This is a genomic window from Chloroflexus sp., from assembly GCF_034431535.1.
Classification (GTDB): domain Bacteria; phylum Chloroflexota; class Chloroflexia; order Chloroflexales; family Chloroflexaceae; genus Chloroflexus.
In genome coordinates this window covers 103,674-125,597 of sequence record NZ_DAOUDC010000065.1, presented here as the reverse complement: position 1 = coordinate 125,597, position 21,924 = coordinate 103,674, and the positions used below count along the sequence as shown (strand labels likewise).

Genomic DNA, 21,924 nt, shown 5'->3' with positions numbered 1-21,924 from the left:
TATGGCAACCGCGCCGGCCAAACTCATTCTCTGCGGCGAACATGCCGTCGTTTACGGGCGGCCAGCAATTGCGTTGCCGTTGGCCGACATTCGGGCGACGGCAACCGTCACGCCGCTCCCGCCGGGGAGCGGCCCGCTGATCAGCGCGCCCGATCTCGGCGGACAGTGGCAAGTCGCTGAGCGGCCCGATGAGCCACTGAGCGGGTTAGTGATGGCAGTCATCGAACGGTTTGGCGTCCCGGCTGATATTGAAATCACCATCCGCTCGGCGATCCCGATCGCGAGCGGCATGGGCAGCGGGGCGGCCATCGCCACGGCAATTGTGCGCGAGTTGCTGGCGTACAGCGACCAAACCCTGCCGCCGGCAGCCATTTCCGAACTCGTGTACGAGAGCGAACGCAGCTATCACGGTACTCCTAGCGGGATTGACAACACTGTGGTGGCGTTCGAGCAGCCAATCTGGTTTCAGCGCCGGCCATCACTCCCGCCGTTGATCGAGCCGTTGCCGATTGGCGCGCCGCTGACGCTGGTGGTTGGCGACAGCGGCGTGCGCAGCCCCACCCGCTTACCAGTTGGTGCAGTGCGCGAGCGGTGGCAGGCCGATCCGGCTCGCTACGAAGCGTTGTTCGATCAGGTAGGCGGGCTGGTCGAGCAAGCGCGCGCAGCGCTGGCGACAGGTGATGCAGCGCGGTTAGGGCCGCTTCTCAACGCCAATCACGAACTGTTGCGCGAGATCGGAGTCTCGTCGCCGGAACTTGACCGGCTGGTTGCGGCAGCGCAAGCCGCCGGCGCACTAGGGGCAAAGCTGGCCGGCGCCGGCTGGGGTGGCGTGATGTTGGCGTTGACCACGCCGGAACAAGCGGCGACGATCGCTGGCGCGTTGCGGGCCGTCGGCGCAGCCAACGCGCTCGTGACGACGATTGCGACGACGGGATGATGACAGAGTGCGGCAGTGGGACTGCCGCACTCCATAACATTGGCAACGTTTGCCAAGCTGAGCCCACCGGCAAGGGGGCGAGTGACTTGGGTGCGGTAGTGGGACTGCCGCACTCCATCATTTGTGCAATGTTTGCCAAGCTTAGCTCACTGGCAGTTGCACAATGAACGTACTGCCGCGCCCCACTTCGCTCTCAAGCAAAATACTGCCGCCGTGCGCCTCAACTGCGAGCCGGCAAAAATAGAGACCCAAGCCAGTACCCCGGCGACGATCATTCTCGCGGGCCTGATAGAAGCGATCGAAGATCCGATCTTGCGCCTCGCGCGGAATACCCGCACCGGTATCGCTGACCCGCAACTCAACGCTATGGCCATTGTTGGTCAGGCGAGCAGACACGACCACTTCACCGCCTGACGGCGTAAACTTCACCGCATTCGAGACCAGATTCGCGATCACCCGTTCGATCAAGTGCTGATCGAGCAGGATCGGCGGCAACTCAGATGGCAATTCCACCCGCACATGCGGCTGATCAGGATGGGCCAACTGGCGAAACGGATCACACACGGTCTTGATCAACACAACGAGATTAGCCGGCTGCAACTGCAACGACCAACTGCTCGTCTCGAGCCGGGCCGAATCGAGCACTGTCTCGGTCAAACTGAGCAGATAATTGGCGCTCTCCCGCGCCACTTCAATCAATTCATCGCGCGCGTTGGCATCAAAGCCTTGGCGCTGCAAAGCCTTGAGACTGATCAGAAGCGTATGCAACGGCGCGCGCATATCATGCACAATCATCCGGGCCTGATCTTCGTGATTGCGCAGCCGTTCGGTGAGCGCGCGATTGGCCAGCGCCAAGGTCACGTGTTGGCGAGCAGCAAAATCGAGCGCCTGATGCGCGATCTGCAAGAGCAAATGGCTAGGCGGCGGCTGCAAACGCTGCAATACAGCACGTTGCAGCATCGGGATGGAGTTTTCGAGCCGCTCGCTCAGGGCCAACAGATCTTCAGGCGCGCAGCTCCAATGGGCATCATGCAATTGCAGATCAGCTTCGCGTTCCAACGACGCCATCGGAATAGCGACCAAGGCATAGCCGTAGCGCGGCCCCACTCCAACCAGGGCCACTCCTGCACCTTGAATCGCCATATTACTGCGTTGAATCGGCAACGCCACGTCCTGTAGGGCCAGATCGGCCCAATGACCGCCGGCTGAGCCAGCGACGAGCACTGACCCACCCTCAGCGAGCGTTGCGTAACTCAACGTCTGCGCCAGTTGGATGAGCGCCGCCGGCGTATATCCGCCCGCTACTCCCATCCGCAGACATGATTTGAGCTGAGCAATGTCTGGGATAAGCTGGGCTGCCGGTTGCTCACCCACTTCACGTTGATTACCCCCCACCACGGTCTGTTCCTTCCCCGCTGCGTAGCATTCGCTACCCGATCACGAGGCTGCTGAGCATGGCATTGAAGAGTTCAAGCTGGCTATCGAAGCTGCTTTCCGGAGCTTCAAACATCACCAGATAGGTCCACAGCGTATTCGGACTCGTCACGACAATAGCGACGACATAACTGTTGCCGCCTTGATCGAGCGGATAAGCGTACTCAAGCTTCAAACCATTCAGGCCAGCCATCTGGAAATCGGTCACATCAACGCGCAACTCGCCTTGCTGGTTCACGGCGCTCTTCAGCTCTTCCATCAAGGTGCGGGTAGCGATGGTTGGATCGTCGTCAACAAACTTGTAAACATCAACCACCACATACACGCCATCATCAACCGCGCGATTTGAGAAGATGATCCGGTCGTTGCCAGTATCAAACGCGCGCCAGTTTTGCGGATAATCGATCGCAAAGCCAAGTGTGCCTTCGTAGCGTTGGAAACCGGCTTGGGTTGTGCCGGCAGGCGGCGGCGTTACCGCACCGCTCGGCGTGGTTGGCACATTGGTATTATCCACCGCCACATCAACATAGCTGTAGTGATAATTGCCGGCAATATCGCGCACCAGAAAGCCCATCACATAATCGCTGCTGAGGGTCGGCCCGCGCACCGCTTTGAGCGGGGCATCACCAAACGTAATCGTCTGACCCTCAAACCGATTCGCTTCCAGCCCGCTCCCAGTATCAGTGTACGAGCGGTAGTAAGCGGTAAAGGTATCGCCAGCGCGAGGAGTCAACTCAAACGGTTGCGGTTCTTGCTTGCCGGCGGCGCGAGGAAAGCCCCAGACCCGGAGCAATTGCGCTTCATTGCCTTGGATCGCAAAGACGAGTCCAGCGTTGATTTGCTCACCAGTGGCGATTGAGGTATAGATGCCTTCAACGCCGTAAAACTCAAAGCCGTATTTAATGGGGCCCAGCAAGACCTCAATCGCATCATTCCCGTTGCTCAAATACCAATTGGTAGCGTCCCAATTCAGGCGCAGGCTAAATTCGCCATCGCTCCAATTGGGCACTTGGCTGCCCGGCGCAGCGCCCGGCGGATAAATGAAATCAACCAAGATCAGATCGACCGTATCGCGCCGATCGTTGGGAATGCCGATAAATTGGAAGACGTAGGCAATATCGCTGCCGGCCAAGGTGCCGGTGAGACTAGCGGGCGCATTGACACTGACCACATCGCGATTAATAGCCAAATCACGAATCGTTGGCCGTTGCACAGCCGTACTGCTCGCCTGATAGTACGCGGTAAGAAACTCTTCCCAGGCAGTGGCGCGCGGTGTCGGTGAAACGCGCTCGTATGCCTCAGCATATAAATCAACCAACTGTGGGAAATAGATCGAGATACCGCCGCTCTCGCGGTGATACGAACCTACACCATTAGCTAGCCGGGCCGACTCAATCGCGCGCAGCAATTGCGCGGCCCGATCACGCACCGCGCCGGTTGCGCCTTGTTGGGGAAGCAAGTTTAGAAAGTGCGGCAGATCGATCGCATTAAACTCTTCGGCATACGATGGCGCGTACACGTTGGCAAATGAACGAGCTTGGCCAATGGCAGTATAGCTTTGTTGCACGCCGCGTTGCAATTCTTGTGCTAGCGCGTCGAGACCGCTTACCAGCTCGTTCATGCGCGTCAGATCGAAAGCCGAAAGCGTCACTTCATCGGCGCTTTGGCCGCGAAACGAATCCATATAAGTTTGCACAATCACCGGCCCAATCGCATAACCGTCTTGGGCCGGGTTGGTCACCAACTGCTCAAGCCACGCATCCCAAGCCCAACCGGTGTTGGGTTCGAGTTCAGCGGAAGCGACGGCTACTCTCCCGTATGGGGCGACAGTATGGAATACGTCGATCTGGGCCATCAAGCAAGCATCAAACCCAATCAACTCAAAGCCGCCGATCCGGGTGCGGGCCAGCGCCGTCTCGAAAGCTGAGCTTATCTCAGGCAGAATCAGCACATCGCCATCGGTATCGTCATTGGCGACACCCAACCACGACGCGCCGTGATCCCAGAGAATGATGGAGTAGCGTTTGGCTGGGTAATTCTCAATCCCCCAGATCAAAAAGTCATTCAGGGTAGCCGGATCACCCATATTACGCTCGCCGAGATCGGACAGCGCATTGGCACGGGTTGGTTCCATCCCGGCTTCAACCCGAAAACGCAACGTACCTTCCCAATTGCCATACCGTTCGTCATCCCAGAATTCTGGCGAGCGGATGCGATCGAGTTGCACGATAATATGCACTCGATCGGTGGAACCAACCCGCGCCATTTCTTCAAAATCATCGATCGCGTCAGACTCGAGATTGTTATCGCCATCGAGATAGACCAGCACCGTCCACTCTGCCGCATTAGGCGGCGGCTCGCGGGTTGGCGTGATTGACGACGATACCGGAGAGGTATTGAATCCGCCGCCGCTTGAGGTATTGTTACCACCACCATTACCACCGCCGCCGCGGTTAAAGAATATGACGCCGCCAGCAACGGCAACCGCGAGCACGATGCAGGCAAACACACCAACCAGCACGAGCCAGATTGGGAAGCGTCGGGATGGGGCTGCCGGCGGCAGCGCAGAGGGCGGGACGGGAGGCAGTTGAAAACCGCCAGCGGCAGGTGGGGGAGTAGAGGGCGGCTGCCCCGGCCACCCAGCAGCAGGTGGCGACTGCGCCGGCTGCCCCGGCCACCCAGCAGCAGCGGGTGGCGACTGCGGACGCTGGGGCGGCGGTGCTGGCCAGCCGGGAGCGGCAGGCGGCGAAGCAGACGGCGGTGATGAGCCAACGGGTAAGGTCGGTTCGAACGCAGCGCCGGCCAGTTCTTCAAACCGGAACCCCTCATCACCAATCGTAAACATATCGCCGGTGCGCAAGAGTTGCCGCTGCACTAGCTGGCCGTTGAGCAACGTACCGTTCGAGCTACCCAGATCGACCAGCACATACGCGCCGCCTTCACGCCTAATCTCGGCGTGCCGGCGCGAAGCGCGCTGGCTGGCGATCACAACCGCGTTATCAGGCGAACGTCCAAAGGTGAGTGATGTTTCACCCAATTGAAACATCCGACCGGCCAGCGGGCCGCTTACCGCTACCACACGTGCAGACATAACAAGATTCCTCATGACGACGCGTAGCAGAACGCAAGCACAACCGAATTGTAGCACGCGATCTGTACGTTGAACATAGGTAAAAGGTTACACCTTACGGCTGATCTCGTTGGGTGGGGAGGTAAGGTATACTCGCAACAATGTTCTATGTTCGCCACGATACGTACTGCGGCGCAGTGCCGATACGATTGTGGATGGTTGCCACGTTGCGATGACATGAGAGGAGCCTACAATCGTGCAGCGGAGTGAATTTACGGTTGCTTCGGCCTACGTTTACGACCGGCGCAGTGTCGCGCGTTGGCTGCTCTCGCATGTGGCGCGCTACTGGCCGTTTGTGTTGGGATTCTATCTATGTTTCATCACCGCATGGGCGGCGTATTCAGGGGCGCAAACATTGATCGGGCGCGTCGCCGACATGCTGAGCGGCCCGCCTGATTACGCCGTCTTGACCGGATTAGCGCTGGCGGTGCTAGCCATGATGGTGACGGATAGCGTGACGGCGTTGATCGGCAGCTTGTCGGCTGAGAACGTGGCGGCGCGGGTCGAAGCTGATGTGCGGCAAGAGTTTTACGAGAGCTTGCTCGCCAAGAGCAAGGCTTTTCACGATCGCCAGCGCGCAGGTGACTTGATGGCCCGCGCCACTGACGACGCCAATTTTGTGGCGAATATGATCGTACCCGGCGCTACCTTGATCTCTGAAACGGTGTTGGGCGTCGTCGTGCCGCTGACCTTCATCTTTTTCACCGAACCGCGCCTGATCATCGTGCCTCTGATCTTTGTGGCGGGCTATATCATCACCGCGCGCTGGTATCTGCGCCGACTGATGCCGGTGATCCAGCGCCAGCGCGAGCAGTATGGGGTGATGAATGCCGGCTTGGAAGAGACGATCAGCGGGATCGAGGTGGTGAAGGCAAGCGCGCGCGAGGCGCTAGAACGCTCGAAGTATCTGCGTAACGCGCAACGGTTCCGCGATCTGTTTGTGCAGCAAGGTGACATCGAGGCGCGCTATTTGCCGCTCTTGCTGTTTGGGATTGCACTAGGTGCGGAGTTCTTCCATGCCCTGTGGCTCTACAGCGCCGGTGACATCGGGTTGGGGCAAGTCGTGGCGGTGATCGGGTTGATGAATGTCTTGCGCTTCCCGACCTTCATCTCGCTCTTCGCCTTCTCGGTCTTTCAGGCCGGTTTGGCCGGCGCGCGCCGCATTCTCGCTATCATCACCGCCGAGACTGACCTCGACGAGAACCCGAATGGCTATCGCGCGCCAGTGCGCGGCGAGATCGAGTTTGAGAATGTGAGCTTTAGCTTTGCCGCTCACTCCAGCGAAGAGCCGCATCAGGTGCTGCGCGACATCTCGTTCCGCATTGCCGCCGGACAGACGGTGGCAATCGTTGGTCAGACGGGCAGCGGCAAGAGCGCGTTGACCCAGCTCGTCAACCACACCTACGACGCGACGAGCGGGCGAGTGCTGATTGACGGGGTGGATGTGCGCGAGTGGAATCTGGATGCGCTGCGCTCGCAGATCGGCAAGATCGAGCAGGATATCTTCCTCTTCTCACGCACGATCGGTGAGAATATAGCCTTCGGCGCTCCCGGCGCCACCCAAGAGCAGATCGAGGCGGCGGCACGGGCCGCCCAAGCCCACGAGTTCATTAGCCGCCTGCCGAACGGCTACCAGACAGTGATCGGCGAGCGCGGCGTGACCCTGTCGGGCGGGCAACGGCAGCGGATCGCACTGGCCCGCGCGTTTCTCGCCAACCCGCGCATTCTCATTCTCGACGATAGCACCAGCGCGATCGATAGCGCGACCGAAGACGAGATTCAGCGCGCGATCCGGCAGGCGCAGCAAGGGCGCACGGTGTTGCTGATCACCCACCGGCTGGCGCAGATCCGCTGGGCCGACCAGATACTGGTACTCGATGGCGGGAGGCTCGTCGCCGCCGGCACCCACGAAGAGCTGCTGCGCACCTCGCCGCACTACCGGCGGATCTTTGCCCGCTACGACCATCCGGTGGCGCGCCCGGTGCCAGCGCCGGCGGCAAGTTGATGGTGTGATGATTTCTCTGATGGGCAGAAAGGACGGCCATGGGTTTTCTGTTTGATGGCCTCGATGCCGAAGGCTACGATCGCAAATATAGCGACGGCGAACTGGTGCGGCGAATTCTGCGCTATTTTCGCCCGCAAGCCGCCAAGATCATCACCGCCGCATTGATGATTAGCGCCACTGCCCTGATCGAGGCGCTTATCCCGATCTTTATCTCGCACAGTATTGACGAGATTCAGACGGCGACCTCGCTCAATCAAGCTGCAGTGTTAGCCGGTGCTCTCGCATTGATTGCCTGTCTGTCGTGGGTATTTAACCTGATCCGGCAAACGATGTCGGTGCGGGCGATTGGCGAGGTGGTGTTGGCCCTCCGCCGCGACGCCGCCGATGCGGTACTGGCCCGCGATCTCAGCTTCTACGACGAATTTCCATCCGGCAAGATTGTTAGTCGGGTCAATTCCGATACAGCCGCGTTTGCGCAGGTAATGACACTGACGATGGATCTGCTTAGCCGGTTATTGCTAGTAGTGGTGCTGGTCGGCTATCTGATGACGGTCAGTTGGTCGCTGACTCTGGTGCTGCTCGGGTTAGCGCCCTTGATCATCGGTGCGGCACTGGCGTTTCGCTCGATTGCCCGTAAGGTCATTACCGCCTCGCGGCGGGTGAATGCCGAAGTGAGCAACCACATCCAAGAAACGGTGAGCGGGATCGGGGTCGCCAAGACCTTCCGCCAAGAGCAGGCGGTCTACGCCGACTTTCTCGATGTCAACCAAAAGAGCCGGCGGGTGAATCTGTACACGCGCTACACCTTCAGCAGCATCTTCCCGCTGCTCAACCTGCTGGCTGCCGCCGGCACCGCGCTACTGGTCTATCTCGGCGGGCAGAAGGTCTATGCCGGCGAACTCACCACCGGCACGTGGTTTCTGTTCATCCAAGGCTTGCAGAGCTTTTGGTTCCCGCTGACCAGCATCGCATCGTTCTGGAGCCAGTTCCAACTGGGATTGGCCGCCGGCGAGCGAGTATTTGCCTTGATCGACGCCGAACCGCGGGTGACGCAGATCGACCGGCTCGATCCGGGCCGGTTGCGCGGTGAGATCACCTTTGCGCAGGTCGATTTTGCGTACAAACCGGACGAACCGGTGTTGCGCCAGTTCAACCTGCCCATCAAGCCGGGGGAGCGGGTGGCACTGGTTGGTCATACCGGTTCCGGCAAGAGCAGCATTGCCAAGCTGATCGCCCGTTTCTACGAGTTTCAAGGCGGGCAGATCCGGATCGACACCTACGACATTCGCCAACTTGATTTGGCGGCCTACCGTAGCCAATTGGGGATGGTGACGCAGACGCCGTTTTTGTTCGACGGGACGGTGCGTGAGAACATCCGCTACGGGAACCCAGACGCGAGCGACGAGGAGGTACTAGCGGCGGCGCGGCGGGTAGGGCACGGCGACTGGCTGGCAACCTTGCCGGCGGGTCTCGACACGCCGGTCGGCGAGCGTGGCAGCAGCCTGAGCATGGGCCAGCGGCAATTGGTGGCGCTGGCGCGGGTATTGTTGCAAGACCCGGCGATCCTGATATTGGATGAAGCCACCGCCAGCATCGATCCGCTCACCGAAGCCTTGATCCAAGAGGGTCTCGACGAGGCGATGCGGGATCGGACGGCGATCATCATTGCGCACCGGTTGAGTACGGTGCGCGAAGTTGACCGGATCATCGTGCTGCGGCACGGCGAGATTCTCGAACAGGGGACGCACGATCAGTTGCTGGCCGCCGGCGGGCACTATGCCGAGCTGTACAACACCTACTTCCGCCACCAGAGCCTTGAATACATCGAGGCGGCTGGCCGGAGATAAAAGGCACAAAGCAGGCAAAGAAGCAGAGATTCTTAACGCAAAGACGCGAAGGATGCAGAGGGTGCCAAGATTCTGAAGGGAACGGCGCAGAGAACGGTACATGACCAACCCTCTGCGCCGCTTTGCGGTCTTGGCGTCTTTGCGTGTAACGCCTTGGCGTCTTTGCAAACCCTGCGGCTGTGGAGCGGGACAGCCATTCCGGCTCTACACCTTTTCCAGCACCGACCGTTCCTGCAACGACAACAACGTCCACCGGCCGGCACGTATCGCTTGGATCGCCTGCACCGCCGCTGCCGCCCCCGACAGGGTCGTCAACGTCGGCACACCATACACAATCGCGGCCCGGCGAATGGCCCCTTCGTCGAAGAAGCTGGCCTTGCCGAGCGGTGTGTTCACGATCAGCGCGATCTCGCCGTTCTTGATGTAGTCAACCGCGTTGGGACGGCCTTCATTCACCTTATAGATTGGCTTCACGTCAAGGCCGTGCTGCTGGAGGAAGGCAGCCGTGCCGCTGGTGGCCAGCAGCTTGAAACCGAGCGCAGCTAAATCACGGGCAATCGGCAACAAATTGGCCTTGTCGCGGTCGTTGACGCTGAGAAAGGCGTTGCCGCTAGTGGGCAGGTGGCTGTTGCACGCCATCTGTGCCTTGGCGAACGCCTCGCCAAAGGTCGCGCCGCTGCCCATGCCTTCGCCGGTTGACTTCATCTCTGGGCCGAGCAGCGTGTCTACGCCGCTGAAGCGCGACCACGGCAGCGCCACTTCCTTGACGTGGTAGCGCTGCTCGCTGGTGACATTCAGCCGGTAGCGAGGCGTATTCACCAAGGCCGGATGCACCATCTGAATGCGGCCATGCTCGTGCCGCAGCCGGGCGCCGGCAGCGCACTGCACCGCCAGTTGCGCCCACGGTATACCGGTCGCCTTGGCAACAAAAGGTACCGTGCGTGAGGCTCGCGGGTTCACTTCGAGCACGTAGACGATGCCGTCTTTCATCGCGTACTGGATATTCATCAGGCCGACGACCCCCAACGTGCGAGCCAATTGCTCGGTGTAACGGCGCATCGTCGCGACGTGCTCTTCAGCCACCATATAGGTCGGGATGACGCAGGCGCTATCGCCGGAGTGAACGCCAGCCAACTCAATCTGCTCCATAATCCCGGCGATCACAACCGTCTCGCCATCGCAGACCGCATCGACATCCATCTCAAACGCATCTTCGAGGAAGCGATCAATCAATACCGGGTGCTCAGGCGATGCAGCAACCGCTTCACGCATATAGCGTTCGAGCGCAGCGTCGTCGTAGACGATCGCCATCGCCCGCCCGCCCAGCACGTAGCTGGGCCGCACCACCACCGGATAGCCGATCCGGCGGGCCACTGCCAGCGCCTCTTCCCACGAGGTGGCGCTACCGTGTTCGGGGGCGGGAATATTCAGCTCCTTCAACAACGCGCCAAACCGGTCGCGATCCTCGGCCAGATCGATTGCTTCGGGAGCTGTACCCCAGATTGGCACCCCAACCGCTTCGAGCGCCCGCGCCAACTTGAGCGGCGTCTGACCGCCGAACTGGATGATCACCCCATCAGGCCGCTCCTCGTCAACCACATTGAGCACGTCTTCGAGCGTGAGCGGCTCGAAATAGAGCCGATCGGCGGTGTCGTAATCGGTTGAGACCGTCTCTGGGTTGCAGTTGACCATAATCGTCTCGTAGCCCAACGCGCGCAGGCCAAACACGGCGTGGCTACAGCAATAGTCAAACTCGATGCCCTGCCCGATCCGGTTGGGGCCAGAACCGAGGATCACCACCTTCTTGCGCTCGGTCGGCTCAGACTCGTCTTCACTCTCATACGACGAGTAGAGGTAGGGAGTAAAGGCGGGAAACTCAGCGGCACAGGTATCGACCCGGTGGAAGGTGGGGCGAATGCCGAATGCGAGCCGGCGCTGGCGCACGGCCAATTCCGCCGACCAGCGTTGTGGACCGGAAGGCACGCGCAACAGGTGGGCAAGCTGTGCGTCGCTGAATCCCATGCGCTTGGCTTGACGCAACAGATCGGGCGGGATGGTGTTGAGATCAAAGGCGCGCAGGCGGCCTTCGAGATTGACGAGCTGTTCGAGCTGGCGAATAAACCACGGATCGATCTTGGTGAGCGCGCTAATCTGCTCGACCGACATCCCGCTTTGCAGCGCGTAGCGCACATAAAACATGCGGTCGGGATGCGGCGTAATCAAACGCTCGCGCAGCCGCTCCGGCTCGATCGCGTCGCGGTCATCGGCCCCCCACCCGGCCCGGCCCTGCTCAAGCGAACGCCACGCCTTTTGGAAAGCTTCGGGGAAGGTGCGCCCAATCGCCATCACCTCACCCACCGACTTCATCGAGGTGGTGAGCGTCTGATCGGATTGGGGAAACTTCTCGAAGGTAAAGCGCGGAATCTTCACCACCACATAGTCGAGGGTCGGCTCGAACGAAGCCGGCGTCTCGCGGGTAATATCGTTGGGCAACTCGTCGAGGGTATAGCCGACGGCCAGCTTGGCGGCAATTTTGGCGATGGGAAAGCCGGTCGCTTTAGAGGCCAGCGCTGACGAACGCGACACGCGCGGGTTCATCTCGATCACGTAGATGCGGCCATCGGTCGGCGAGACGGCAAACTGAACATTGGAACCGCCGGTTTCGACACCGACGGCACGCAGCACCGCCAACCCCATATCGCGCATCCGCTCGTACTCGCGGTCGGTGAGGGTCATCGCCGGAGCGACGGTAATGCTGTCACCGGTATGTACACCCATCGGGTCAATATTCTCGATTGAGCAGATGATAACGCCATTATCGTTGCGGTCTCGCATCACCTCTAGCTCAAACTCTTTCCAGCCCAGCACACTCTCTTCGATCAATATCTGCCTGACCGGTGACGCATCGAGACCACGTTCAACAATGGTGCGGAACTCCTCCATGTTGTACGCGATCCCGCCACCCTCACCGCCAAGGGTAAACGAGGGCCGAATGATGGCCGGGAAGCCGGTCTGCGCCACGACCGCCAAAGCTTCATCGAGCGTAGTCGCGGTGCCGGAACGCGGCACCTGCAAACCGATCTCGATCATCTTATTCTTAAACCGCTGGCGATCTTCGGCGATGCGCACCGCCTCGACCGAGGCGCCGATCAACTCGACGCCATATTTGGCGAGGATGCCAGCCTCATGCAGCGCCACCGCCAAATTGAGCGCAGTTTGGCCACCAACGGTGGGCAAAATCGCGTCGGGCCGCTCGCGGGCAATGATGCGTTCGAGACTAGGGACGGTCAGCGGTTCGATGTAGGTGGCGTCGGCGAGGCCGGGATCGGTCATGATGGTGGCCGGGTTTGAATTGACGAGCACGACCCGATAGCCCTCTTCACGCAACGCCTTGCACGCTTGGGTGCCGGAATAGTCGAATTCGCAGGCTTGGCCGATCACAATCGGGCCAGAGCCGATAATAAGAATAGTATGGAGATCAGTGCGCTTCGGCATCTTCGTCTCAGACTCCTTTGGCGCGGAGCAAACCAGCGCGCCCCGCACGGCGCTGCCTGATTATACAATACGATTGATGAAGGTTTCACAATCCCATTTGGAAAGCGAACAAGCTGCTGTGGAGTACGACAGTCCAACTGACGCACTCCATACTGGCGCTAAGCTCGTTGAGAGCAGGAAACCGTTGCGCAGCCCGCGGCGCGGGCTGCCCTCACCCGCCGGACCCCACTCCCAACTGACGGCGGGAGCGAGGGGGATGTTTTTGGTCACCCGCGCTCCGTTTGTCCTTGCGAGCCGCCGCAGGCGGCGAAGCAATCCTCAGCTTTAGCGGGATGGCTGCCGTGCGGCAGGCGCAACAGGTCACGGATTTTCACATCGCGCCGCCGCGAGTTAATCTGGCTAACACGATGCCGGCGCTGTTGGCGTGCGCGGCGTTCATTACCCTGCTCGGATTAGCGACAATCACCGTGGAATTGCCGGTATGGATTATCGGCTGGTATCTAGCAACCAGTTTAGTGACGTTGACGCTCTATATCGAAGACAAGCGGCGTGCGCGACGCGGGATGCGGCGCATCCCCGAGAAGACACCGCACCGGTGGGAATTGCTCGGCGGTTGGTCGGGGGCGCTGATCGCGCAAGAGATGGTGCGCCACAAGGTTAAGAAAGATTCATACATGTTCGTATTTTGGTTGATTGTGGTTCTGCACCTACTCGGTTTGGTCGGATATATAGTGGTGCGAATGGGTTTGATAGTGTGGTGAGATATGTGGCGGGCAGGGTGGGATTCGAACCCACGACAGCGTTACCGCTGTACGGCATTTCCAGTGCCGCGCACTAGACCAACTATGCGACCTGCCCGTGGCACTCTGCACTAATCGCATGCCTTATTGGCGGCATGATATTACCATAAGGCGATAGGCAACGCAAGAGTGACACAACTGTTACTCGCCAGAGCCTACCAACGCTGCGATCACCCGATCCCATGTAATCGTAGTCACCAGCGGGCGACCCGCGCACCCTAAGCGGGCCGCTTCAGCCGGATCGGCGGCCAGTCGGTCGAGATGCACGGCAATCGCCGCCGGGTCGGGTGGCGAGACGAGGCCGTTCTCACCGTGGCGGACAAATTCGAGCACGCCGCCGGCATCATCAGTTGTGATGACGGGGCGCCGAGCACCGAACGCCTCCACCGTCGCAAAGCCGTAGTCTTCATCAACCGGTGCGTAGTACACGGCACGGGCATGGGCGTAAAGATCGATCAGTTCGTCATCGGGGACGAATCCGCGAAAACTGACCCGCTCGCCTAACTTCAGTTCGGTGGCCAGCCGTTGCAGACGGTCACGGTCAGGGCCGGTGCCGGCGATAATGGCGCGCACCGGTGTCGTAGTATGCGCTAACGCCGTCAACAGCAGATCGATCCGCTTGGCACGGTCGAGGCGAGCAGGCGAGAGAATGTAGTCGTGGTATGGCCCGGCCCACAACCGCTCAGCATAGCGGCTCGGCGGGTAGAGCGGCGTACTACTCAGCCCATTAAACCGTTCTAGCCGGCGGCTGACATTGCGCGAAATGGTATAGCGGGCCTGGCATTCGCGCAGCGCGCGCCCATCGATACGAAAGATCTGTTCGCGCACGGCACGATGAGCGGGTGAGCCGTCGAAATCGCTGAGCGGTGTGCCGTACCAATCGTAGGCTTGGCGGTGCTGATGAACGAGCCATAGTACCTTGCGCGGGTGACGGATGAGGTACGACGGGAACTTGGTCGCGATCACGAGATCGACCGCTTCGCCGTTGACGTGGCTGATATCGAGCAGCCGCCACGCCAGCGCGCCGTCGATGATCCGTTCGACCGGGTGCCACTGAAACGGCAAGGCCACCACATCGACGGTATGGCCACGGCGGCGAAGTTCGTCGCGCAGACTCTCGACCAGATATTCAGCGCCGCCACGCACGAAAGGCACTTGGGTGGCGCAGATCAGAATGCGGCTCATGATGATGGCGGCGATTGTTGCAATTGCGCGCGCAGCTCGGCGATCTCGGCGCGCAAGGCGGCATTCTCGGCGACTAGCAGGCGAATAGCGAGGGTCGCAGTGTCGTTAAAAGCATTCTGCTGCTCGACAATCGGGTTGATGTACCAACGCAAGTAGCGGCGCACCACCTTGTTGACCAAGGCAATCGCTTGCTCAAGCAGATTGCGCCCCTCTAGGGGCCAGTGCGCACTAACCACGCGGGTATATTCGAGTTCTTCCACCAACCGCTGCAACTCGCGCTCGGCGGGGGTTGGCTCAGCCGCCGGCAGCGCCGCTCGTTGAGTGCGCACCTCGGCCCGCAACGTAGCTAACGTCGCCGCAACATCAATCTCGCTGCTCATGGCACACCCACGCTCGCCCGTTTCAACAATTCATTCAGCCGCTGCCCGCGCACCTGCGCGATGTCGTCTTGATATTTCAAAATCGCGCCTAGTGTATCCTCGACGGCCTGCGGCGTCAACTCGGTCTGATCGAGCGCGACCAGCGCCGTCACCCAATCGAGGGTCTCGGCCACGCCGGGTAGCTTGTAGAGATCCATCCGGCGCAACTCTTGCACAACCAGCACCACTTGCCGGGCCAGCCGCTCGCTTGCGCCGGGCACACGTGCCTTAACGATCTGAATCTCTTTATCGAGCGTTGGATAATCAACCCAATAGAACAGACAGCGCCGCTTGAGCGCATCATGCACTTCGCGGGTACGGTTTGAGGTAATAATAACGGTTGGCGGTGTCTCGGCGCGAATGGTGCCGATTTCTGGGATCGAAATCTGCCAGTCTGAGAGCAGCTCAAGCAGAAAGGCTTCAAACTCCTCGTCAGCACGATCGAGTTCATCGATCAGCAAGATCGGCGGCTGGTCGCCACGAGCCTCAATCGCCTGCAATAGCGGACGCTTGATCAAAAACTCCGGACCGAAAATGCTCTGGTGGGCGGCGGTGTTTTGGGCGGCGCCTTGAGCTTCGAGCAGGCGGATCTGCAACATCTGGCGGGCATAGTTCCACTCATAAATGGTAGTATTCACATCGAGGCCTTCGTAGCATTGCAGCCGGATCAACTCGCGCCCCTGCATACGGGCGAGCGTCTTGGCGATCTCGGTCTTGCCGACGCCAGCCTCGCCTTCGAGCAGTAGCGGCTTGTTGAGCTTGAGGGCCAGAAAAATAGCGGTGGTTAGAGCACGATCGGCGATGTAGGCATATTCGGCTAGGGCAGCTTGCAATTCGTCAATCGATGCGAAGGACGTGTACGTCATAAATTGGCGCTCCAAGGCGTGAGATATCTCTCTTTATTGTACACCGACTCGCGGGAATACAGGTTGCCGCCGTGGAATGCGGCAGGATAACTACCTCACGCCGTAGGGTGATCGTGACTCAAGGGCAGACAAAACGCTTGAGCGCAAATATAGTTGATAGCTTTGAGATACGACGATTCACCCTCACCCCCAACCCCTCTCTCACTGGCGCGGGAGAGGGGAGCGCAGCGCTGGGTTTTGAGCCATTGCCCAGCGATCAACGGTTTTACTCGACCACATCCCCTCAACCGATACTGGCGGGCGATTTTAACCACGGCTGTGGGAGCATGGAATGTGGCAGTTGGACTGCCGAACTCCATAGTGTTACCGATACTGACGGGCAATGTCGTAAGGCGACACCCCGGCAAGGTATTGCAGCCAGAGCCAGAAATCGTGGAGCAGTTGGCGAATAATACCGTTGGCGCGAAAGCGCCGGGCCGAGGTAACGACGTGCGCCGGTACAACATGCACGCGGGTCCGCGCACGGGCACGGCGAAAGAGGTCGACATCTTCAAACAGCGGCCAATTGGGGAAGCCACCAAGTGCGGTAAAGAAGTCACGCCGGATGACCATGCACTGATCACCGTAGCTGGTGAGCAGCGAATCGAACCACATCAGACGCGCCGCCAGGGCCAAAATCCAGTTCGGATCGTCGAATGAGAGCCGGAACTTGGCGATGTGTATCTGCGGATCGGCGAACATTGCCCGCAACAATGTGAAGGCGTTGTCCGGCAGGCGTGTGTCGGCATGGAGAAAGACAAAGATGTCACCGGTAGCAACAGCAGCACCGGCGTTGAGTTGGGGGCCGCGACCGCGCGGCGCCAGCACCACCCGCGCGCCGGCAGCGCGGGCCAGCGCTGGCGTCTCATCGCGGCTGCCGCCATCGGCCACTATCACCTCGACCGCGGGATCAAGCCGGCGCACGGCTTTGACGCACGCTGTGATGTGATCGGCTTCGTTGAGCACGGGAATGATGACGCTGAAGGTTGGCATAGGGTTCTTCTCCTTGGATCGCTATCTCAAGGGGCCTCATATGAATAGCCACGAAGAAACTCAAAAGGCACACAACCATGTTGCGTCATTTGTGGGTTTTCGTGGCTATGTTTCTCATCTGGGTGAGAGAAACGGTGTTAGCCGCCGAGGGCGTAGGCGATGGTTCTCCTTACCAACCCTTCGTGCCCCTTTGCGTTCTCTGCGCTGTTGCGGAGCCGAACAGCCGTCCGGCTCTCCTGCGCCGTTGCGGTTAGTCCCTCACCCCCGGCCCCTTTCCCACCGCACGGCGGGAGAGGGGGAGCCGCTTGGGTTGCCGGCATAGACACGCACTTAACTGAACACAATGATCGCCCCTTTCCGGCAAGGTTATCAACCGTATCTGCGTTGTCCACCCTTGCCCCCCAACGGCAGGAAGGCGGCCAAACCGCAGCCAACTTTACACCATCACCGCCGGCGCAACAAAAAGATATATTCGTGCTTGAAGACGTAGAAACCGCCGGCTAAGGCCCGGTAGCGCCAGAGTTCGGCGCTGCCGCGCTTACCGAGGGTGCCGGTAAAGTTTTTGACGATAATGCTCTTGAGGCTAAACCCGCAGGCCCGGATCGCCTCCATCGCTTGGAAGCCGAGCGGATGCCATTCGCCGTGACGGTAGGTATCGCCGATCACCAACACCAAATAGCGGCCCCGGTCGAGCACCGCCGCCACCCGTTCGGCCACCAGCGTCAGGCGGGCCAGAAATTCGTCAATGCTCGGCGTATTCGACAAATCGCGCGGATCGTCGCTAAAGCGGATGATGTCGTGGTAGGGCGGGTGAAGCAACACCAACTGGACGCTGGCGGCACCGTAGTGCGCAAGCAGCGCGACAAAATCGGTTGTCAGACTATCTCCCTGCTCAATCGCCACTACCGTTTCCTGGGCAGGCTGTTCGGCGGCCAAGAGCGCACGGGTGTGTTCGACCATCGTCACCTGCAACTCAAGCCCAACCGCATGGCGGCCAAGACGACGTGCTTCGATCAGGGTCGTCCCCGAACCGGCAAACGGATCGAGGACCCACTCGCCGGGGCGCGTGTAGCGACGGATGAACTGGCGGGGGATTTGGGGCACGAAATTGCCCCAATAATCGGCTCGATGCACTCCCGAATTGTCGCGCCGCTCGATCAACCAGAGGCTATCGGTCAAAATGTCGTCATATTCCTTCCAGCGGTGCAGATCGATATCGCTGGCTGGCGCAAACCGTTGCGCCTCGAGCGCGCGGCGCAAGCGGGCCACATAATAGCGGGCGCGTTCGAGCGTGCGGGCCGCAGCGATCTGATCAAGTTCGCCGTGCAACACCTCTGGTGTAAAGCGAACCGCGTACTCGCCGGCATGGTGCAACGGATCAGCCAAATCGGCCAAGCGCCGGCGCAGTCCGGCCACCCCAACCCGCAGATCGGCGAGAGCCGGCGCAGCCAGCAGCGCATCGAGCGCCGCGGCCAACGCCTCGCGGTTGAGCTGCCATTGGGGCGACTCGGCATCTGGCGGCAACTGGGCCGAAGGCGAACGTCCGGTCATCGGAAGCATTCCTGCTGGAATCGGTCATTGTTATGGTTAGTGTAGCATAAGATAGGGCGAATGTCATTGTCATTGGTATGCTATAATAAAGAAGGTAAAGCTGAAACATGCAAGGATGGGCGTGTGACAGCCAGTGATATCTTGTTTACGATTGCCCAAGAGGTGCAACGCTGCACCGCTTGTAACCTTCATCGCGGGCGCACCCGCGCCGTGCCCGGCGAAGGCCCAGCCAACGCGCGGGTGATGTTGATCGGCGAAGGCCCCGGCTACCACGAAGACCGGCAGGGCCGCCCCTTTGTCGGGCCGTCCGGTCAATTCTTGACCGACCTGCTGGCGCTAGCCGGGTTGCGTCGCGATGAAGTCTATATCGCGAATGTCGTTAAGTGCCGGCCACCGCAAAATCGAGATCCAGAGCCGGACGAGATCGAGACTTGTACCAAACTGTTTTTAATGCGTCAGATTGCGGCCATTGATCCGGCAGTGATTGTGACGCTGGGCCGCTTTTCGATGGGCCTGTTTCTGCCCGGCGAGCGGATTTCGCGCATCCATGGCCAACCTCGTTATGTCAACGGGAGATTAATTGTGCCGATGATCCACCCCGCCGCCGCCTTGCACCAGCCCCAAAACCGGCCGTTGCTGGAAGAAGATTTTCGCCGCCTGCCCGCCATCTTAGCCGACGCCGAACGCCAACGCAGCGCCGCAGCCCCAGCAACGCCGCCAGCCGATGAGCCGCCCGAGCAGCTCCGTCTCTTCTGACCATGGCCGCCCATTGCCGGTGGTGTGACCAAATCAATGCCACGATCCTATCGCCTCTCGCCGGCCGGCCGGCGCAACAATCTATTGATGATAGCGGTTACAATGCTCCTCTGGGTCTTCGCCCTGTGGAGTTTTGCCAGTACGCTGCGCCTTAGCCTCCATCCGGCAGCGTTCTGGTCTGATCTGCAACGGGTGTTCGCGCAACCACCCGCGATCGAACAAGCGGCGCCGGCACTGTTGTTGTTCGTGCTGATTGTCGCCACACCACTGTTGATCTGGAATCTGATCGCGGAATGGGATGCTATTTTTACGCCCGCTGACGACGGTCTCACCTACGAAGCCATGGGTGTGCGGTTGTGGTGCCCGTGGGAAGACTTACTTGCGCTCCGGCCCTCACCCGTGGTTGCCGATGAAGCAATCGTCATCGCTTGCCGGCGCGATCCAGCGGAAATGATTGCCAACCCGCTCTTACGCTGGCTTCACCGGCAGGCCCATGGCCGGCAACGGTTGGTCATCGGCCCAGATATTGATCAACGTGACGAATTGGTTGCGCAGATCGAACAGGCAATGGCCCGCACGCAAGCGCGGCCTGACGTGTTAGCAGTTGGTCATGCGCCGTCAGTATGATACGGCGCATGTGGGTGTGGTCTGAACAGGGTTGTGCCAAACCCTGTCATTATACCGTTCGTTTGGGCGCAACCGCAGATGCGCCCGTTAGCAACGTTACATAGTGCGTATCAGAAAGGAGCAAGGGTCGCTGGTACATCGGCCCTGACAGAAACCTATGGCCAAACAACGTCTCCGTGTGATTCCACTCGGTGGCGCCGGGGAGGTCGGCCGGAACATGTGGGTGGTTGAGTATGGCGACGATATCGTCATTCTCGACTGCGGTGTCATGTTTCCCGATGCCGATATGCTCGGCGTTGATCTCGTTTTGCCTGACATTACCTATTTGCGCGAGAAGACGGATCATATCAAAGCGATTCTCATTACTCACGGTCACGAAGACCATATTGGCGCGGTGCCGCATTTGATCGCCGATCTCGGCTTTCCGCCGGTGTATGGCACGAAACTTACCCTTGGCTTGCTCAGCAACCGGCTTAAAGAGCACCGGCTGCAAGATAAGGTAACCACGGTTCAGATTACCGAACGTGAGCCGTTTCAATTGGGTGTCTTTACCGTAGAAGCGTTTCACATTGCCCACTCGATCCCTGATGCCGTCGGCTTCGCGATTACGACTCCCGCCGGTTTGTTGGTCTATTTGACCGACTGGAAACTGGATCATACCCCGGTTGATAGCCGCCCAACCGATCTTGAGAAGATCGCCGAGCTAGGCAACCGTAAGCCGCTGGTACTGGTGACCGACTGCGTGCGGGTTGAATCAAAGGGCTATACGCCCAGCGAAGCCACCGTCGGCGAGGCGTTCGACAATATCTTTGCCACCGCTCCCGGACGGATCATCGTTGCCACCTTTGCCTCGAACATCAGCCGTGTGCAGCAGGTGATCGATTCGGCGGAAGCCTACGGGCGCAAGGTGATGCTGGCCGGTCGCAGTATGGAGACCAATGCGCGGATTGCGTTCGATCTCGGGTATTTGCGCGCCGATGAGGGTACGATCATCCGCCCCCACGAGATGTCGGCTTATCCCGATGACCAGATCGCGATCGTCTGCACCGGCAGCCAAGGCGAGCCGATGGCCGCCCTAAACCGAATGGCCAACCGCGACTACCCGCACGTCAAGATCAAACCCGGCGATACAGTCGTGCTCTCGGCTACCCCCATCCCCGGCAACGAGGTCAGCGTTAATAAGGTGATTAACAATCTGTTTAAACTCGGGGCCGATGTAATCTACGGCTCCGAAGCCCGCGTCCACGTATCGGGCCACGCTGCGCAAGAGGAGCTGAAGCTGGTGTTGGCCCTGCTGCGCCCCAGCTTTATTGTGCCGTTCCACGGTGATTACCGGCATCTCATGCTCTATCGCAAGCTAGCGACCAATATTGGAGTGGTGCCCGACAGTGAGCGGGTGCTGTTGGCCGAAGGCGGCTCGATTATGGAGTTCTCTCCCGGCTATGGCAAGATCACCGGCAAAGCGCCGGTCGGCTACATCTACGTCGATGGCACAACGGTCGGCGATGTCGGTAATGTGGTGGTTCGTGATCGCCAACTGCTAGCCAAAGACGGCATGCTGATTGTGGTGGTGAGTATTGACAGCGCTACCGGCGAATTGGTCGCCGGGCCAGATGTGGTCTCGCGCGGTTTTGTCTATATGCGCCAGAGCCAAGATTTGATCGAGGCAACCAAAGAGACAGTGCGCACCGCGTTGACAAATAAGAACGGCGCCGGTGCGGTTGATGCAGCGTATATCAACCGCAAGATTCGCGATGTGGTAAGCGAATTCCTCTACCGCGAGACGCGCCGCCGGCCGATCGTGTTGCCGATGGTGATGGAGGTATAGGGCCCAGGCACA

General features: G+C 59.9%; 15 protein-coding genes and 1 tRNA gene. 7 read left to right on the top strand and 9 right to left on the bottom strand.

The window, feature by feature from the left end:
• The first annotated feature begins 1 nt into the window (after position 1).
• Positions 2-937 carry a mevalonate kinase gene (mvk, locus tag U9R61_RS15735; RefSeq protein ID WP_322489760.1) on the top strand — a complete coding sequence of 312 codons (936 nt, stop codon included), beginning with the start codon at positions 2-4 and terminating at the stop codon, positions 935-937.
• Between the two features lie 141 nt (positions 938-1,078).
• Here the strand turns inward: mvk and U9R61_RS15730 are convergent, their stop codons facing one another.
• Together U9R61_RS15730 and U9R61_RS15725 are read right to left on the bottom strand one after the other, a co-directional pair.
• Positions 1,079-2,332, bottom strand: a complete 1,254-nt coding sequence (locus U9R61_RS15730; RefSeq protein ID WP_322489759.1) for a sensor histidine kinase — start codon at positions 2,330-2,332, stop codon at positions 1,079-1,081.
• 34 nt (positions 2,333-2,366) lie between these two features.
• Positions 2,367-5,462 carry a clostripain-related cysteine peptidase gene (locus tag U9R61_RS15725; protein ID WP_322489758.1) on the bottom strand — a complete coding sequence of 1,032 codons (3,096 nt, stop codon included), beginning with the start codon at positions 5,460-5,462 and terminating at the stop codon, positions 2,367-2,369.
• Between the two features lie 235 nt (positions 5,463-5,697).
• Between U9R61_RS15725 and U9R61_RS15720 the strand changes: the two genes are divergently transcribed.
• Together U9R61_RS15720 and U9R61_RS15715 are read left to right on the top strand one after the other, a co-directional pair.
• Positions 5,698-7,506 (top strand): ABC transporter ATP-binding protein, encoded by a 1,809-nt coding sequence (locus U9R61_RS15720; protein WP_322489757.1) that lies wholly within the window; start codon positions 5,698-5,700, stop codon positions 7,504-7,506.
• Between the two features lie 38 nt (positions 7,507-7,544).
• Positions 7,545-9,353 carry an ABC transporter ATP-binding protein gene (locus U9R61_RS15715; protein ID WP_322489756.1) on the top strand — a complete coding sequence of 603 codons (1,809 nt, stop codon included), beginning with the start codon at positions 7,545-7,547 and terminating at the stop codon, positions 9,351-9,353.
• A 204-nt stretch (positions 9,354-9,557) separates the two neighbouring features.
• Here U9R61_RS15715 and carB read toward each other — a convergent pair whose 3' ends face one another.
• Positions 9,558-12,848 carry a carbamoyl-phosphate synthase large subunit gene (gene carB, locus U9R61_RS15710; protein ID WP_322489755.1) on the bottom strand — a complete coding sequence of 1,097 codons (3,291 nt, stop codon included), beginning with the start codon at positions 12,846-12,848 and terminating at the stop codon, positions 9,558-9,560.
• 281 nt (positions 12,849-13,129) lie between these two features.
• On the opposite strand from carB, the gene U9R61_RS15705 reads away from it, so the two are divergent.
• Positions 13,130-13,609 carry a DUF1294 domain-containing protein gene (locus tag U9R61_RS15705; RefSeq protein WP_322489754.1) on the top strand — a complete coding sequence of 160 codons (480 nt, stop codon included), beginning with the start codon at positions 13,130-13,132 and terminating at the stop codon, positions 13,607-13,609.
• Between the two features lie 6 nt (positions 13,610-13,615).
• Here U9R61_RS15705 and U9R61_RS15700 read toward each other — a convergent pair.
• From U9R61_RS15700 to U9R61_RS15675, 6 genes are all read right to left on the bottom strand, one after another.
• Positions 13,616-13,706: transfer RNA gene (locus U9R61_RS15700), tRNA-Ser, on the bottom strand.
• 83 nt (positions 13,707-13,789) lie between these two features.
• Complete coding sequence (locus U9R61_RS15695; protein WP_322489753.1) at positions 13,790-14,833, bottom strand: glycosyltransferase family 4 protein; 1,044 nt, start codon at positions 14,831-14,833, stop codon at positions 13,790-13,792.
• Complete coding sequence (locus tag U9R61_RS15690) at positions 14,830-15,213, bottom strand: hypothetical protein (protein WP_322489752.1); 384 nt, start codon at positions 15,211-15,213, stop codon at positions 14,830-14,832. Before U9R61_RS15690 ends, U9R61_RS15695 begins: the two co-directional genes overlap by 4 nt.
• A complete protein-coding gene (locus tag U9R61_RS15685) occupies positions 15,210-16,118 on the bottom strand; it encodes a MoxR family ATPase (RefSeq protein WP_322489751.1) in 909 nt (302 codons plus the stop codon). Before U9R61_RS15685 ends, U9R61_RS15690 begins: the two co-directional genes overlap by 4 nt.
• A gap of 363 nt (positions 16,119-16,481) precedes the next feature.
• Complete coding sequence (locus tag U9R61_RS15680; RefSeq protein ID WP_322489750.1) at positions 16,482-17,150, bottom strand: TIGR04283 family arsenosugar biosynthesis glycosyltransferase; 669 nt, start codon at positions 17,148-17,150, stop codon at positions 16,482-16,484.
• A 444-nt stretch (positions 17,151-17,594) separates the two neighbouring features.
• A complete protein-coding gene (locus U9R61_RS15675) occupies positions 17,595-18,701 on the bottom strand; it encodes a TRM11 family SAM-dependent methyltransferase (RefSeq protein WP_322489749.1) in 1,107 nt (368 codons plus the stop codon).
• 123 nt (positions 18,702-18,824) lie between these two features.
• Here U9R61_RS15675 and U9R61_RS15670 point away from each other — a divergent pair, with 123 nt between their 5' ends.
• From U9R61_RS15670 to U9R61_RS15660, 3 genes are all read left to right on the top strand, one after another.
• Positions 18,825-19,457: a uracil-DNA glycosylase gene (locus U9R61_RS15670; protein WP_066783974.1), complete on the top strand. Its 633-nt coding sequence runs from the start codon at positions 18,825-18,827 to the stop codon at positions 19,455-19,457.
• A gap of 102 nt (positions 19,458-19,559) precedes the next feature.
• Positions 19,560-20,084 carry a hypothetical protein gene (locus U9R61_RS15665; RefSeq protein WP_322489748.1) on the top strand — a complete coding sequence of 175 codons (525 nt, stop codon included), beginning with the start codon at positions 19,560-19,562 and terminating at the stop codon, positions 20,082-20,084.
• 157 nt (positions 20,085-20,241) lie between these two features.
• Positions 20,242-21,912, top strand: a complete 1,671-nt coding sequence (locus U9R61_RS15660) for a ribonuclease J (RefSeq protein WP_322489747.1) — start codon at positions 20,242-20,244, stop codon at positions 21,910-21,912.
• Positions 21,913-21,924 lie beyond the last annotated feature (12 nt).

Coding starts and splice junctions, on each gene's coding strand:
- carB (WP_322489755.1), bottom strand. CDS start 12,848: ATGCCGAAGCGCACTGATCTCCATACTATTCTTATTATCGGCTCTGGC.
- U9R61_RS15665 (WP_322489748.1), top strand. CDS start 19,560: ATGCTCCTCTGGGTCTTCGCCCTGTGGAGTTTTGCCAGTACGCTGCGC.
- U9R61_RS15690 (WP_322489752.1), bottom strand. CDS start 15,213: ATGAGCAGCGAGATTGATGTTGCGGCGACGTTAGCTACGTTGCGGGCC.
- U9R61_RS15725 (WP_322489758.1), bottom strand. CDS start 5,462: ATGTCTGCACGTGTGGTAGCGGTAAGCGGCCCGCTGGCCGGTCGGATG.
- U9R61_RS15695 (WP_322489753.1), bottom strand. CDS start 14,833: ATGAGCCGCATTCTGATCTGCGCCACCCAAGTGCCTTTCGTGCGTGGC.
- U9R61_RS15660 (WP_322489747.1), top strand. CDS start 20,242: ATGGCCAAACAACGTCTCCGTGTGATTCCACTCGGTGGCGCCGGGGAG.
- mvk (WP_322489760.1), top strand. CDS start 2: ATGGCAACCGCGCCGGCCAAACTCATTCTCTGCGGCGAACATGCCGTC.
- U9R61_RS15675 (WP_322489749.1), bottom strand. CDS start 18,701: ATGACCGGACGTTCGCCTTCGGCCCAGTTGCCGCCAGATGCCGAGTCG.
- U9R61_RS15685 (WP_322489751.1), bottom strand. CDS start 16,118: ATGACGTACACGTCCTTCGCATCGATTGACGAATTGCAAGCTGCCCTA.
- U9R61_RS15680 (WP_322489750.1), bottom strand. CDS start 17,150: ATGCCAACCTTCAGCGTCATCATTCCCGTGCTCAACGAAGCCGATCAC.
- U9R61_RS15715 (WP_322489756.1), top strand. CDS start 7,545: ATGGGTTTTCTGTTTGATGGCCTCGATGCCGAAGGCTACGATCGCAAA.